Origin of the sequence: Leadbetterella sp. DM7, from assembly GCF_040829825.2 — a bacterium.
Taxonomy (GTDB): Bacteria; Bacteroidota; Bacteroidia; order Cytophagales; family Spirosomataceae; genus Leadbetterella.
This window is the reverse complement of the sequence record NZ_JBFOLH020000007.1, coordinates 56,137-70,719: the sequence shown is the minus strand read 5'-3', so window position 1 is coordinate 70,719 and position 14,583 is coordinate 56,137. Positions and strand designations below refer to the sequence as shown.

The window sequence follows — 14,583 nt, the reverse complement described above, 5'->3', positions numbered from 1 at the left end:
TGATTTACAAAGCGATTGTTTTGTGGTACTGTGCTGGTAATCAAATTTTTCAGGAGGACATTATTTTGTGAATGTTTTTTACGGTCGGCCGCTACCGCTTACTTTTTTTGAAAAAAAGTTAAGTCTGTCTGAAAGACAAAATAATTAATCAAAAAAGTTCTTTTCAATATAATTCAGGTATTGTATAATGGTGGCATTTTTCTATGACTCTTTTGGATTAAGTGTAGCTTTATCTTCCAAAATGTCTTCTACAGTAATTGTAATTGTTTTGTTTTTGAAGAGCCTTTTTATTGCTTCAAGGAGATTATGATCTATTTCATTTACATGTAATGTGAATGTAGCTTTCATTAGGATGAATAATATATGTAAAAACAACAATAAAAAAGGTAAAAATAGTTCTAACATTTTTGAATGGTGTAATAATTAAGAGATTTCGAAATGTGGTATTGTTCATGAGAATTTGTATATTCATATTTTTGACTTTAACGACATTTAAAGCCTACCCCCAGGTATATAACGTCCGTGACTTCGGCGCAGCCGGCAACGGCACCACCCTGGACTCCCCGGCCATCAATGCCGCCATTGACGCCGCCGCCCAAAAAGGCGGCGGAACCGTGCTACTGCCTGCCGGTATCTACCTCAGCTACTCCATCCGTTTGCAAAGCAATATTCACCTTTACCTCGATGCCGGCGCAGAAATCCTGGCCGCATTTCCGGGAAAAGATTCAGGATACGATGTGGCGGAAGAAAACCCGCATAACCGCTACCAGGACTTCGGCCACAGCCATTGGAAAAACAGCCTGATCTGGGGCATCGGGCTGGAAAATATCAGCATCACCGGTTTCGGAAAAATCAACGGAGCGGGCCTTACGCGTGAGGAAAGTCGCCTGCCGGGCGTGGGTAATAAGGCCATCAGCCTCAAGCTGTGCCGGAACGTGACCATAAAAGATATTTCCATGGTCAACTGCGGGCATTTTGCCCTGCTGGCCACCGGTGTGGATAACCTCACCCTGCATAATATAACGGTAGATACCAACCGCGACGGATTCGATATCGACGCCTGCCGGGATGTTAGGATTTCCGACTGCACGGTGAATTCTCCCTGGGACGATGCCATCGTTCTGAAAAGCAGCTATGCCCTGGGTTTTGTGCGGGACACGGAAAATGTGACCATCACCAATTGCTTTGTCAGCGGGTACGACAAAGGCTCGGTGATCAACGGCACCTTTCAGCGCGATGAACCCCAGGCACCCGACCAGGGATTTGTGACCGGCCGGATCAAATTCGGAACCGAATCGAGCGGCGGCTTCCGGAACATCGCCATTTCCAACTGCGTGTTTGAGCGCTGCCGTGGCCTTGCCCTCGAAACCGTAGACGGGGGCTTCCTGGAAGATGTGGTCATCAGTAATATTACTATGCGCGATATCGTGAATGCCCCCCTGTTCCTCCGCCTGGGCGCCCGGATGCGCAGCCCGGAAGGTACGGCTGTGGGGCGGATGGCCCGTATTACCCTAAGTAATATCAACGTTTACAATGCCGATTCCCGTTATTCCTGCATCATCAGTGGTATCCCCGGGCACAATATTGAAGATGTAACCCTTCAGAACATCCGGATTCACTTCAAAGGCGGCGGTACCCGTGAAGACGGCCTCCTGACCCCGCCGGAAAACGAAAAGCTATATCCCGAGCCCTGGATGTTCGGCACCATTCCCGCCTCCGGGTTTTTTATCCGCCATGCCAAAAACGTAGCGTTAAATAATGTGCAGCTTTCTTTTGAGAAGGAAGATCTCCGGCCATCCCTCTGGCTGGAAGATGTGCAGGGGATACGGGTAGGAAATTACCGGACACCGCTGCCTACGGGGGTTAAACCGTACCTTCTGAAAAATGTGACGGGTTTTGAAGTGAAGGGAAGTGATTTTGAAATGAAAAATTAAGGATATATGTTACATACTATTGTCCAAACCACAATAGATACATAGATTAAAGAGATTTCATCAGGACATGTAAACCTGTTTCACATAGCTATGCGATGGAAATGGATTTCCCTAATGTCTCCTTTTCTTTCTAAAATCTATGTGGTTAAATCTATTTCACGAAATGCGTAACATCAGTTAAGAATATGCTTCAGATGGTTTTTAGCTTACTCAAATGGTTTCCTTCTATCGCTCATGCCCTTCGACAAGCTCAGGGTGACAGTTGCGACAAGTGTGTAACCATTGTCACCCTGAGCTTGTCGAAGGGCACAACACTAAAATTTACCCACTTGGGCAGATGGAGCGCACTCTTCCTCCTCCTCTCCCTCTGCAGCTGCACCACCGCCCCCATCACCACCTCCTGGCCCGAAATCACCACCGAAAGTAAACCCCACACCCGCTGGTGGTGGCTGGGCAGCGATGTAGACTCTGCCGGCCTCACCTATAACCTCGAAGCCATGAGCAGGGCCGGCATAGGCGGGGTAGAGATCACCCCCATTTACGGCGTGAAAGGCAGGGAGAATCACTACCGCAATTTCCTCTTACCGTCCTGGATGCGTATGCTGGCATTCACTCAGTCAGAAGCAAAACGCCTGGGCATGAACGTAGACATGAACACCGGCACCGGCTGGCCGTTCGGCGGGCCGGAAATCAGCCTGGAAGATGCGGCGAGCAAAGCCGTCTTCGACCGGTTTTCCCTGAAAAAAGGCGAGCTGATCGTAGAAAAATTCGACGCCCAGGGCGATAAAAACGCCCGACTCAGCAAGGTCATGATCTACCTGGCCTCAGGGCAGGTAATAGATGCCACCCACCAGGTGGGCGAAAGAGGACTTTTCAGCTATACCCCGCCGGAAGACGGGCAAATGGTGGCCCTGTACGTGGGCAAGACCCTCCAGAAAGTGAAACGGGCGGCCCCCGGCGGACAGGGCTATGTGTTAAACCATTTCGATAAAGAAGCCGTAAAACGTTACCTGGCGAAGTTTGATACCGCTTTTCAAACCAGCGGAGCCCCCTACCCGAAGAACTTCTTTAATGATTCTTACGAAGTATACGGGGCCGACTGGACCCCGGACTTCCTCCGGGAATTTTACCGGAGAAGAGGCTATAAGCTGGAAGAGCACCTCCCGGAGCTCCTGGATGACGGGCGTACGGAAACCTCCGTGCGGGTCATCTCCGACTACCGCGAAACCTTGGGCGAAATCCTGAAAGATAATTTTACGGCCGTCTGGACCGACTGGGCCCACGGGCATGGTGCCGCTACCAAAAACCAGGCCCACGGTTCACCCGCCAACCTGATCGACCTGTACGCCGCTGTGGATATCCCGGAATGTGAGACCTTCGGCATCTCTGATTTCGATATCCCCGGTCTGCGGAAAGATTCCATCCGTAAGAAAAACGATGGCGATCCCACCATTCTGAAATATGCCTCTTCTGCGGCCAATATCACCGGCAAGCCCCTTACTTCGGCCGAGACCTTCACCTGGCTCACCGAGCATTTCCGCAGCTCTCTGAGCCAGTGCAAGCCGGAGATCGACCAGATGTTTACCGCCGGGGTGAACCATGTGTACTTTCACGGAAGCACGTATTCCCCTCAGGATGCCGCCTGGCCGGGATGGAAATTTTATGCCTCGGTAGACATGTCGCCCACCAACAGCATCTGGAAAGACGCACCGGCATTTTTTAACTATGTGACCCGGGTGCAGTCGTTTCTGCAAAGCACAAAACCCGATAACGATTTCCTGCTCTACTTCCCGGTTTACGACATCTGGGCGGGGCAGAGAGGCAGCATCTTCACCACTTTCGCCATTCACGGCATGCGTGAGCGCCTGCCCGAATTCTGTGACCTGGCTGAAAAGATCATGCAGAGCGGCTTTGACCCCGACTATATCTCGGATACGTATATCAAAACCACTACGGTTCAGGACGGACAGCTGCAGACGCAGGGCGGAAGCCGTTACAAGGCCATCATCGTACCGGCTGCCAAGGCCATTCCCCCGGAAACCCTGAATCACCTGCTGAAGCTGGCAGAAGAAGGGGCTACGGTCATCTTTACAGACCATTATCCGACCGATGTGCCAGGTTTACAGGATCAGGCAGAAAGACAGGCTGCTCTGAAAGCGCTTTTGGCCCGGCTTCCTGAAATCTCCCCGTTCACTAAAACGCAAACCCATACTTTCGGAAAAGGGCGGATCATCACCGGATCCCGGGATTTTCTGGCGGATTTTTCGGAAGGAAAAGAACCGTTCAAGACCGACTTTGGCGGGCAGCTTATCCGCAAAAAGCACAGCGAAGGACACCTGTACTTTATGACCCTGCTGAAAAACACCACGGTAGACGACTGGGTTTCTCTCAGTGTGGCGGCTACCTCCGCACTGATCTTTGATCCCATGACCGGAAAATCAGGCCGGGCGGCACTGCGAAAAAACAAGGGCCGCACCGAGGTATACCTGCAGCTCAAACCGGGGCAGTCGCTTATCCTGAAAACCTTTTCCACGGACAGAGTCAAAGCCGAAAACTGGCCGTACTATGCCCCCTCCGGCCATGAAACGGAACTGAAAAACGGCTGGGAGCTCAGTTTCCCGGAGAGTACCCCAGAGGTAAAAGAGCATTTCAAACCTGATAACCCGACCTCATGGACAGCATTGGAAAATGAAACATTGAAAATCAACACAGGCACAGGAAAATACGCCGTAAAATTTGACTTTCACAAAAAGCCAAACCGGGAATACCTTCTGAGCCTGGGCGATGTACGGGAGAGCGCTCGCGTGCGGGTCAACGGCCGGGATGCCGGAACCCTCTTCTCCGTGCCTTTTGAAATAAACATTGGCCAATTCCTGGAAAACGGAGAGAATACCCTGGAAGTAGAAGTGACTAACCTCCCTGCTAACCGCATCCGCGACTATGACCGGCGCGGCGTGAACTGGCGCATATTCCACGAAATCAACTTTGTGAGTATCACCTACAAAAACACAAAATTTGATGAGTGGGAAGTTATGCCTTCCGGGTTGCTGGGGCCGGTGGTGATTCGGGAGATGGAGAGGGTGAATCCGAAGTAAAAACATATCCGCCCGATATCCACAATAAACTATCCGGAACTGAAATTGTAAAAAGATGATAAGAATAGTCGCGGTCACTGCATGGGTATACCTGCTTGCCCTTCCGGTATCGGCCCAGAAATATGAAACTGTAAACGTAAAAGCTCCTTTTAAAATGGAGCCGATCCGGGTTTTTGTGTTCCCGGAAAGAGATTTCCCCATCACGGATTTTGGTGCAGTGAATGACGGGAAAACCAGTAATACCCGGGCCATTGCCGCTGCTATTGAAGCCTGTAACAAGGCTGGCGGCGGACGGGTGGTGGTACCCCCGGGAACATGGCTTACCGGCCCGGTACACTTTAAAAATAACGTCAATCTCCACCTGCAGGAAGGAGCTGTATTGCGGTTTTCCGACAAGCCGGAAGACTACCTCCCCGCAGTGATGACTTCCTGGGAAGGAATGGAGTGCTATAACTATTCGCCATTGGTGTATGCCTTGGAATGTGAGAATATTGCTATCACGGGCAAAGGCATGTTACAGCCGGATATGGACCTCTGGAAAACCTGGTTCGGACGACCCCAACTGCACCTGGATGCCCTGAAAAACCTGTACACGATGGCTTCTACGGATGTGCCGGTGCAGCAACGCCAGATGGCCGAAGGGGAGAATCACCTCCGCCCGCACCTCATCCACTTTAACCGGTGCAAAAATGTGCTGCTTGACGGCTTCATGATCCGTGAAAGCCCGTTCTGGACCATCCACCTGTATATGTGTAACGACGGGGTGGTCAGGAATCTCGACGTGAAAGCGCACGGCCACAATAACGACGGCATAGACCTGGAAATGAGCCGGAATTTCCTGGTAGAGAACTGTACCTTTGACCAGGGCGATGATGCGGTGGTGATCAAGGCAGGCCGGAACCGGGACGCCTGGCGCCTGAACACTCCCTGTGAGAACATCGTGATCCGCAATTGTACCATCCTGGAAGGCCACACCCTGTTGGGTATCGGCAGTGAGATGTCGGGCGGGGTGCGTAATATTTACATGCATGATTGTACCGCCCCAAAATCGGTACACCGCTTTTTCTTCATCAAAACCAACCATCGCAGAGGCGGTTTCGTAGAAAATATTTACATGGAAAACGTACGGTCAGGCACCACCATGCGTGTTTTTGAGATTGATACCGATGTGCTCTACCAGTGGCGTGACCTGGTGCCTACCCTCGAAGAGCGGATTTCCCGGATTGAAAATATCTCGCTTAAAAATGTTACCTGTGAATCGGCAGATGCTATTTATGAGATCAAAGGCGATGCCCGGCTTCCCGTGAAAAATGTAACTATTCAAAACGTAAAAGTGGGCAAGGTAAATAAATTCATCAGTAAGGTGACCCACGCGGAAAATGTGAAGGAAAAGAAGGTACGTTTTGATGAATTCAAAGGCGTAGAGCATCTGCCGGAAAACTGATTCCCTATAGTTATATTTGACCGGAAATACTGAAAATAAAATGAAATTACTGCCTGTTCTGCTTCCCCTTGTTTTGACAATGTCGTGTTCAACGCCGGAAAAACCCGTCTATCTTTTTTCCTACTTTAACGGCAATGGTGACGGACTGCACCTGGCCTACAGTGAAGACGGGAAAGAATGGCAGGCATTGGGCAACGATTCCGTATATCTGAGGCCAGAAATCGGCAAAGATAAGCTGATGCGTGATCCCAGCATAGTGCAGGATGAGGAAGGGGTTTTCCATATGGTCTGGACCACCGGGTGGTGGGATCAGGGCATAGGCTATGCTTCCTCCCGCGACCTGAAGAACTGGTCTGCACAACAGAATATCCCCGTAATGGAGAAATTTGAAGGCACTAAAAACGCCTGGGCACCCGAGCTCTTTTACGATAAAAAGGACAAGACATTTTACATCTTCTGGGCATCGACGATTCCCGGGGCATTCCCCGAAGTGCCTACATCCGAAAGTGAAAAAGGCCTCAATCACCGCATGTACTACGTAACCACCAAAGACTTCAAAAATTTCAGCGACACCCGCCTGTATTTTGAACCGGGTTTTTCGGTAATCGACTGCGCCATACTGGAAAAAGGAGGCCGCTATTATATGTTTTTAAAGAACGAGAACTCCAACCCGCCGGAGAAGAATATCCGTTTAACGGTTAGCGATAAACCCTTTGACTTCCCCGTAGAAGTATCTGCGCCCATTACCGGAAACTACTGGGCGGAAGGCCCGGCGCCCCTGCTGGTGGGAGACTCCGTATATGTGTATTTTGATAAGTACACGGAAAAACAATACGGCGCGGTGCGTTCTGCTGACCTCAAAAACTGGGAGGATGTTTCCGATCAGGTCACTTTCCCTAAGGGCATACGTCACGGTACGGCGTTTGAGGTTTCGCGTAAAATATTTGATAACCTGAAGTAAACAAATCGGGTAATAGGCCAGAAATGTTTTAAGAACAAACGAGAGTAATTCTTACCCTTATTAATAAAACGAGAGTAAATTTTTAATATTTTTACCCTTGTCCCAAGCCAACATTTAATAGATGAAAACATCGGTAATCCGCAAACAGTCGGAAATTATTTAATAGCGTTGGAAAAAAACAGCTTTTTAAAATCCGTAAAAGTTGGGAAAGAAAAATTGTATTTGAATGAGCAATTATTGAAAATTTTAGAGGGAGAATAAACTGTCAGCACTTTTACTAATCAATTTTTCTGCTACAATTTCAAATGCTTCTGCTTTTAGTCAGGCAAAAAGACGTTTGGGCTACAATCTCTTTTACGCCTTGCGCACAAACTCCGACTTCAGTCCCATAGCCCCGAAGCCGTCTACTTTGCAGTCAATATTGTGATCGCCATCAGTTAACCGGATGTTCTTTACCTTGGTGCCGGCCTTGATAGGCTTGGGAGCCCCCTTAACGGGCAGGTCTTTGATGATCACCACCGAATCTCCGTCTTTTAGCTCGTTTCCGTTGGAATCCAGCACTTTCAGGGCGCCGTCTGCTTCTGCCGGTTCCTCTTCCGGGTTCCACTCATAAAAGCACTCCGGGCAGATCAGCAGGTTATCAGAAGGGTAAACGTATTCGGAATTGCATTTAGGACAAGGAGGAAATTCGGACATGGTTTTCTGTAATTTTCGGGCAAATTTACGAAATTATATCCGGGATGGCTAATCCATAACGATCACCCATTTTTCCCAGCGCTCAGAGTCGTCGATTCAACTAAAAATCGTAACTTTAATCACAATACAGTTTGCAGATAAATGAGCAATACCAAAATATCCATACGTTTTTTTAACGACCGTGAAGTGCGGGCTGTTTGGGATGAAGAAAACGCTAAATGGTGGTTTTCAGTGTTAGATATTATAGCCGTACTAACTAACCAGGACGACTATACTAAAAGCCGTAACTACTGGAAATATCTGAAAGCCAAATTAAAAAAAGAAAATAGTCAAGTGGTTAGTGCCACTACCCAGTTGAAATTGCTTGCACCTGACGGTAAAAAGCGTTTATCCGATGACGAAATCGTCGAAAAATATGTAGAAATGAATATCGCCCACCCGTTTATGGAGGGCAACGGCAGAAGTACCCGGATATGGCTGGATCTGATGCTCAAAAAACGCTTGAAAAAATGTGTGGACTGGAGCAAAATAAGCAAGCGCGATTATATGAACGCCATGATGCTGAGCCCCACCCAAAGCCAGGTGCTGAAAACACTTTTGCAAAATGCATTAACCCCCCAAATTAACGATCGGGAAATGTATATGAAAGGGATTGATTATTCCTATTATTATGAGGAAAACGATTAAGTACCTAACAACTAATAAATTCAATGAAAGATTTTAAAGAATTATTAAATTCTATTGAGAATGTTCACACGCAATTACAATATTCGGCAGCTAGTGCTGTAAACAGAGCATTGACGATTAGAAACTGGCTGATTGGGTTTTATATAGTGGAATTTGAACAGAACGGGAGAGACCGTGGTCAATATGGTGAAAAATTGATGGAGAAGCTTGCTATTGAATTAGCTCATATTAAGGGAATTGACAAAAGAGCTTTGTTTAAATTCAGGCAGTTTTATCTGGTATATCCTGATTGGAAAGGAGTATTAAAGCAAAATCTTCGCCATTTAGATACAATAGTGTGGTCGTCCCCACAATTGGATGAAAATACAAAAGTGGGGACACTGTCCCCACTTTCTTCAAACCCTCATTTGTTAATAACCAGGCTGTCTTATTCTCATTTTGAACTTCTGATAAATATAGAAGAGCCGGTTAAAAGAGAATTTTATGAACTTGAAGCAATGAAAGGTACGTGGAGTGTGAGAGAACTTAAACGACAAATAGCCAGTATGTATTTTGAGCGCTCAGGGCTATCGGCTGCCCCGGAAAAACTCTCGCAAATTACCCAGGCCAAAATTACCCGCCAAACATCTAAAGATATCGTGAAAAATATTTACACATTTGAATTTCTGGATATCGGGATTAAAGAGGCTGTGGAAGAATCTGATTTAGAAACTGCTTTACTGGACAATCTGCAACAATTTATGCTTGAATTGGGGAATGGATTCTGCCTTGAGGCAAGACAAAAGCGAATTCTGATAGGAGATAAATATTACTTTATTGACCTGGTTTTATATCATCGGGTATTGAAATGTCATGTTTTGGTAGAATTAAAAGTGGGAGCTTTTGAGTATGAAAATATTGCTCAACTGAATACCTACCTGAATTTTTATAAAGAAGAGGTTCTGGAACAGGGAGATAATCCTCCCATCGGTATTTTATTAGTTGCAGAAAAAGATCAGGCATTAGTAAAATATGCTACTGCCGGAATGGATGAAAATCTTTTTGTACAAAAATACCTGATTCAGTTACCGGATAAAATGCGTTTAAAGCAATATATAGAAGCTGAATTACGAAATCTTGACCATGTTTGACCATTTCGAAATAGATGAGCTTTCTGCCACCCCCAAATACCGGCAGCTGATGGATACCGTTATCCAGTCGGTGAAGGCCGGGCGGCTGCAGCAGGGCGACCTCATGCCCTCCATCAATGAGCTGAGCTTTCATACCGATATTTCGCGGCTGACCGTAGAGAAAAGCTATAAAGAGCTTCGGAAAATGGGCGTGCTGGAGGCCTACCCGGGCAAGGGGTACTTTGTGAAGTCGGTGCATATTCAGCAGGATTATCGCATCTTCCTGATGTTTAATAAGCTGAGCGCCCACAAGAAGATCATCTACGATGCCTTTGTAGCCGAGCTGGGGGAGAAAGCCTCGGTTGATTTTTATATCTATAACAATGACGCCCGCATGTTTTGCCGGATACTGGAAAGCAAGGGCGAAAACACCTATACGCACTACGTCATTATTCCCCATTTTATTGACGGGGAAAAGGCCGCCATCCAGGCCATTGATAAAATTCCGCGCTCCCGGCTGATCCTGCTGGATAAGATTTTACCCGAAATCACCGGCAGTTACGGGGCAGTGTATGAGAACTTCGCACGCGATATTTACCAGGCCCTTTTCCAGGTGCTGGAGGCCCTTCAGAAGTTCAGCGTGCTGAAGCTGGTCTTTCCCGAAAACAGCTATTACCCCAGGGAGATCATTGACGGGTTTGTGTCGTTTTGCGAAAGCTTTGTCTTTGAGCACAAAGTGGTGCATGACATCCGGAAAGAAAAAGTAACCCCCGGCGATGTGTTTATCAACCTCATGGAAGACGACCTCTTCGAATTGCTGGAAAGAATAGAATACAAAGGACTGCGGGTGGGGCACGACATCGGCATCATTTCATACAATGAAACCAAGGCCAAAAAGTACATCGTGAACGGGCTCACCACGGTCTCTACCGACTTTGCGGCCATGGGGAAAAAAGCCGCGGAGCTGGTGCTGGATAATTCGCGCCGCCAGATTGAAAATCCGTTTCACATTACCCTGCGGGAATCGTTAAAATAATGCCTATGGAATTCCGGCAACTCGAATATTTCATTGCGGTGGCAGAGGAGCTCAGCTTCGGCAGGGCCGCAGCCCGACTGAACATTTCCCAGCCGGCGGTTTCCCGGCAGATCGCTCTCCTGGAAGAGGAGTTGAATACGGAGCTCTTTGATGCTACGCAAAAAACCAGGCATAAGCGCATTGTACTGACGGAAGAGGGCAGCTATTTTTATCAGGAAGCCCTGAAGATTCTCCGGCAGAGCAAAGAAATGACCGACGGGCTGGAACGGCTGCGCACCCGGCGGAAGACTGTAAATGTGGGCTATTGTGCCGGGTTGCCGGGAGAGAGCGTGACCCTGGCCCTCGACTTTCTGAACCAAAGGCTGCCGGCTTTTGAGCTGAAGCTCCAGGCCTTTGATTCGCTGTACGAAATGTACGAAGCCTTAAAGAAAGATGAAATTCTGTTTGCCACCGGCCTGGATACCGGGAGCGTGCCGGCCGAGATGGATACGGTGGTTTTGCAGGAGGGGCGTGTTCAGGTATGTATGAGTGTACAGCATCCGCTGGCGCAGGAAGAGCGTCTGAATATGCATCAGCTGAAAAACGAAAAGTGGATAGAATGCAGTGCACTGCCGGGCCGGTTTTCTGAGCGGGTAAGCCAGCAGGTGAGTGATTTCGGGCTGCTGGCCGGGCTGGCGGAGCGGGGTATGGGACTGGGTGCGGTGCCTTCTTTTTATCGTCTGGAGGTGTCGGCAATCTGTCGGATAAACCTGTTCTCGGAAGGTGCGCATGGCAAGGTCATCTCCTGCAGGCAAACATTGCTTTTCCGGAAAAACGGGAATTCTTCGCTGGTGAGGCAAGTGCGGGATTCCTGTTAAAGTTAGGATATGATTATGAATAATATCAGGTGCTGCTGTTACCTCAAGTACAAACTTCGTTCTAACGCGCTCGTTTGTGCTGTTATTGACAAGTATGGTGCCATTGTCACCTCGAGCGAAGACGAGAGGCATGTGGTTCTCGTCTTCGCTCGAACTGACAAGTGGTATCCGACCCGGTTTCTTACCTGGAACTAAAATACTCAAAACTATTTAACCTTATGAAAACAATTACCCTACTTATCACCCTTGCGGTTTTTACCTGCCCTCTCTTCGGACAAAAAACAGCACCTGAAATCCTGGAAAAACCCTGGACGGCCAACTGGATCACCACTCCGGATCACTCTGCCACGGAATACGGCGTTTACCTCTTCCGGAAAACACTGGAGCTGCCGTCGGTTCCGGATCACTACATCGTGCACGTTTCAGCCGATAACCGCTACCAGCTTTTTGTGAACGGGCAGATGGTCTCTTTTGGCCCGGCCCGGGGCGACCTGAACCACTGGAATTTTGAAACGGTGGACCTGAAACCTCACCTCAGGCAAGGGAAAAATATCCTCGCTGCCCGGGTATGGAACGAAGCCGGATGGCGGCCCGAGGTACAGATCAGCGCCATGACCGGCTTTATCCTGCAGGGCAATACTTCCGTAGAAGAATCCGTGAATACCGGTGTTTCCTGGAAATGCATCAGAGACGAAAGCTACACCCCGCTGAAGCTGAATGTTCCCTTCTACTATGTGGCGGGGCCGGGCGAGATACGGGACTTTTTCCGGCATACGCGGGGATGGGAGAGCGCTGATTTTGACGACTCCGCCTGGCCGGCTGCCCGGACGCTTTTCAAAGGCCTGCCCAAAGACGTATTGGGCCCCTACGGCACCACGAACGTCTGGATGCTCCGTCCTTCGGGTATTCCGCCCATGGAGCTGAAGCCGGAGCGCATTCCCCGCGGGATGGCTACGGGCCTCACCCTGCCGGCCGGTTTTCCGGAGAAGAAGCAGGAAGTGATCATACCCGCCGGTACATCGGTCAGTATCCTGCTGGATCAGACCTACCTCACTAACGCCTACCCTGTGCTGGAATTCAGTAAAGGGAAAGATGCGCGTATTGCCATGGGCTATGCAGAAGCCCTCTACAGCGACGGCTATAAGAAGGGCAACCGGAACGAAACAGCAGGGAAGCGGCTGATAGGCCGTACCGACAGCCTGGTCGCGGACGGTTCAGCCCACCAGGTATTTTCTCCCCTGAGCTACCGCACCTACCGCTACCTGGAACTCCGGATCACCACAGCTGCCGAACCCCTGGTGCTGAATGATATTTACAGCGTTTTTACCGGTTATCCTTTCCGGATGAATGCCGGTTTCCGGTCGGATAACCCGGAGCTGAACACCATCCTGGACATCGGCTGGCGGACCGCCCGGCTTTGTGCCACGGAAACCTACATGGATTGCCCCTACTATGAGCAGCTCCAGTACATTGGCGATGCGCGCATCCAGGCACTGGTTTCGCTTTACAACAGCGGCGACGACCGCCTCGTGAAAAACGCGCTAAACTATATGGACTATTCCAGGCAACCTGAAGGAGTGACCCTCAGCCGGCACCCGTCGTACACCCCGCAGTATATTCCCACTTTCTCCCTGTGGTACATCGGTATGCTGCATGACTACCTGCGCTACGGGCCAGACCCGGAATTTGTACGGAACAAGCTGGATGGCGTGTACGCCATTCTGAGCTATTTCGAAAAATACCAGGGCGCAGACGGCTCGCTCCGCAAGGTTCCGCAATGGCGCTTTACCGATTGGGTAAATGACAAAGACTGGAACTCAGGCGAAGGGCCTATGGGCAGCGACGGCACCTCTGCCATGCTCGACCTGCAACTGCTGTGGGCCTATCAGACGGCCGTGCAGCTCGAAGCGGATCTGGGGATCAACCGGTATTCAGGGAAATACAGGGAGCAGGCACAAAAGCTGAAAGCCGCCATCCTGAAAAAATACTGGGACGCGGGGAAAGACCTGTTTGCCGACCGGGAAGAAAAAGACCTCTTCTCCCAGCATACCAATGCCCTGGCTATTCTCACCGATGTGGCCGATCAGCAGAAAATACCGGGTATGGTGGAGCACCTGTTGAATAATAAAGAGCTGTCACAGGCCTCCATTTACTTCAAATACTACCTGCATCAGGCGCTGATCCGTGCCGGCCGGGGCAATGACTATTCCGCTATGCTGGATAAATGGCGGGAAAATATTTCCATGGGCCTGACCACCTGGGCGGAGATGTCGGACGTAGACGGCTCGCGGTCTGACTGCCACGCCTGGGGCGCCAGTCCGAACATTGAGTTTTACCGTACCCTGCTGGGCATTGACAGCGATGCCCCCGGCTTTTCCAAAGTAAAAATAACGCCGCACCTGGGCCACCTGAAAAGTGCCGCAGGACATATCCCGCATCCCAAAGGAACCGTGGCGGTTTCTTATCAGCAGGTAAAAGACGGGTGGGAAGTGGAAATTGACCTGCCGGCAGGCGTCAGCGGAAACCTGGTGTGGAAGGGGACGACAAAGTCGTTGAAAGCAGGCAAAAACCGGTTAATGATGAACTAGCTCCGGCAATTTATTTTCGTCACGAATGCACGAATAATAAAAAGGATTTTGATCAATAACAAACGGTTATTATAACAATAACTAAATTATATCAAAAACACACCTAACCGCTAGTACAGTACAGGACGGTTAAGCGGATAGCTATGCTGAATTTTGTTAACACTTTTCAACCTTAT

Annotated in this window: 12 protein-coding genes; 10 read left to right on the top strand and 2 right to left on the bottom strand. The window is 49.2% G+C overall.

The features are described 5' to 3' along the window. Positions 1-201: 201 nt before the first annotated feature. Positions 202-348, bottom strand: a complete 147-nt coding sequence (locus AB2U10_RS10085; RefSeq protein ID WP_367913971.1) for a hypothetical protein — start codon at positions 346-348, stop codon at positions 202-204. A gap of 128 nt (positions 349-476) precedes the next feature. Here AB2U10_RS10085 and AB2U10_RS10080 point away from each other — a divergent pair, with 128 nt between their 5' ends. The 5 genes from AB2U10_RS10080 to AB2U10_RS10060 all read left to right on the top strand — a co-directional run bounded on the left by AB2U10_RS10080 (position 477) and on the right by AB2U10_RS10060 (position 7,695). Then, positions 477-1,934 (top strand): rhamnogalacturonidase, encoded by a 1,458-nt coding sequence (locus AB2U10_RS10080; RefSeq protein WP_367913970.1) that lies wholly within the window; start codon positions 477-479, stop codon positions 1,932-1,934. Positions 1,935-2,263: 329 nt separating this feature from the next. Then, positions 2,264-5,029: an alpha-L-rhamnosidase gene (locus tag AB2U10_RS10075; RefSeq protein WP_367913969.1), complete on the top strand. Its 2,766-nt coding sequence runs from the start codon at positions 2,264-2,266 to the stop codon at positions 5,027-5,029. A gap of 55 nt (positions 5,030-5,084) precedes the next feature. Beyond that, positions 5,085-6,473, top strand: coding sequence for an alpha-d-galacturonidase (locus tag AB2U10_RS10070; protein WP_367913968.1), 1,389 nt, complete (start codon positions 5,085-5,087; stop codon positions 6,471-6,473). A gap of 40 nt (positions 6,474-6,513) precedes the next feature. Beyond that, positions 6,514-7,434, top strand: coding sequence for a glycoside hydrolase family 43 protein (locus tag AB2U10_RS10065; RefSeq protein ID WP_367913967.1), 921 nt, complete (start codon positions 6,514-6,516; stop codon positions 7,432-7,434). Positions 7,435-7,512: 78 nt separating this feature from the next. Further along, positions 7,513-7,695, top strand: a complete 183-nt coding sequence (locus AB2U10_RS10060; protein WP_367914081.1) for a hypothetical protein — start codon at positions 7,513-7,515, stop codon at positions 7,693-7,695. Between the two features lie 93 nt (positions 7,696-7,788). On the opposite strand, the gene AB2U10_RS10055 is transcribed toward AB2U10_RS10060, so the two are convergent. Then, positions 7,789-8,130 (bottom strand): zinc ribbon domain-containing protein YjdM, encoded by a 342-nt coding sequence (locus tag AB2U10_RS10055; protein WP_367913966.1) that lies wholly within the window; start codon positions 8,128-8,130, stop codon positions 7,789-7,791. Positions 8,131-8,271: 141 nt separating this feature from the next. On the opposite strand from AB2U10_RS10055, the gene AB2U10_RS10050 reads away from it, so the two are divergent. From AB2U10_RS10050 to AB2U10_RS10030, 5 genes are all read left to right on the top strand, one after another. Further along, positions 8,272-8,817 (top strand): hypothetical protein, encoded by a 546-nt coding sequence (locus AB2U10_RS10050; RefSeq protein ID WP_367913965.1) that lies wholly within the window; start codon positions 8,272-8,274, stop codon positions 8,815-8,817. A gap of 23 nt (positions 8,818-8,840) precedes the next feature. Further along, complete coding sequence (locus AB2U10_RS10045) at positions 8,841-9,947, top strand: PDDEXK nuclease domain-containing protein (protein WP_367913964.1); 1,107 nt, start codon at positions 8,841-8,843, stop codon at positions 9,945-9,947. Further along, positions 9,940-10,962, top strand: coding sequence for a GntR family transcriptional regulator (locus AB2U10_RS10040; RefSeq protein ID WP_367913963.1), 1,023 nt, complete (start codon positions 9,940-9,942; stop codon positions 10,960-10,962). Before AB2U10_RS10045 ends, AB2U10_RS10040 begins: the two co-directional genes overlap by 8 nt. Before the next feature lie 5 nt (positions 10,963-10,967). Further along, positions 10,968-11,819, top strand: coding sequence for a LysR family transcriptional regulator (locus AB2U10_RS10035; RefSeq protein WP_367913962.1), 852 nt, complete (start codon positions 10,968-10,970; stop codon positions 11,817-11,819). A 218-nt stretch (positions 11,820-12,037) separates the two neighbouring features. Further along, positions 12,038-14,407 (top strand): alpha-L-rhamnosidase-related protein, encoded by a 2,370-nt coding sequence (locus AB2U10_RS10030; RefSeq protein WP_367913961.1) that lies wholly within the window; start codon positions 12,038-12,040, stop codon positions 14,405-14,407. Positions 14,408-14,583 lie beyond the last annotated feature (176 nt).

Bases quoted from the DNA above. Each gene is read 5' to 3' on its own strand.
- AB2U10_RS10055 (WP_367913966.1), bottom strand. From the start codon at position 8,130: ATGTCCGAATTTCCTCCTTGTCCTAAATGCAATTCCGAATACGTTTAC.
- AB2U10_RS10035 (WP_367913962.1), top strand. From the start codon at position 10,968: ATGGAATTCCGGCAACTCGAATATTTCATTGCGGTGGCAGAGGAGCTC.
- AB2U10_RS10065 (WP_367913967.1), top strand. From the start codon at position 6,514: ATGAAATTACTGCCTGTTCTGCTTCCCCTTGTTTTGACAATGTCGTGT.
- AB2U10_RS10045 (WP_367913964.1), top strand. From the start codon at position 8,841: ATGAAAGATTTTAAAGAATTATTAAATTCTATTGAGAATGTTCACACG.
- AB2U10_RS10085 (WP_367913971.1), bottom strand. From the start codon at position 348: ATGAAAGCTACATTCACATTACATGTAAATGAAATAGATCATAATCTC.
- AB2U10_RS10040 (WP_367913963.1), top strand. From the start codon at position 9,940: ATGTTTGACCATTTCGAAATAGATGAGCTTTCTGCCACCCCCAAATAC.
- AB2U10_RS10070 (WP_367913968.1), top strand. From the start codon at position 5,085: ATGATAAGAATAGTCGCGGTCACTGCATGGGTATACCTGCTTGCCCTT.
- AB2U10_RS10030 (WP_367913961.1), top strand. From the start codon at position 12,038: ATGAAAACAATTACCCTACTTATCACCCTTGCGGTTTTTACCTGCCCT.
- AB2U10_RS10050 (WP_367913965.1), top strand. From the start codon at position 8,272: ATGAGCAATACCAAAATATCCATACGTTTTTTTAACGACCGTGAAGTG.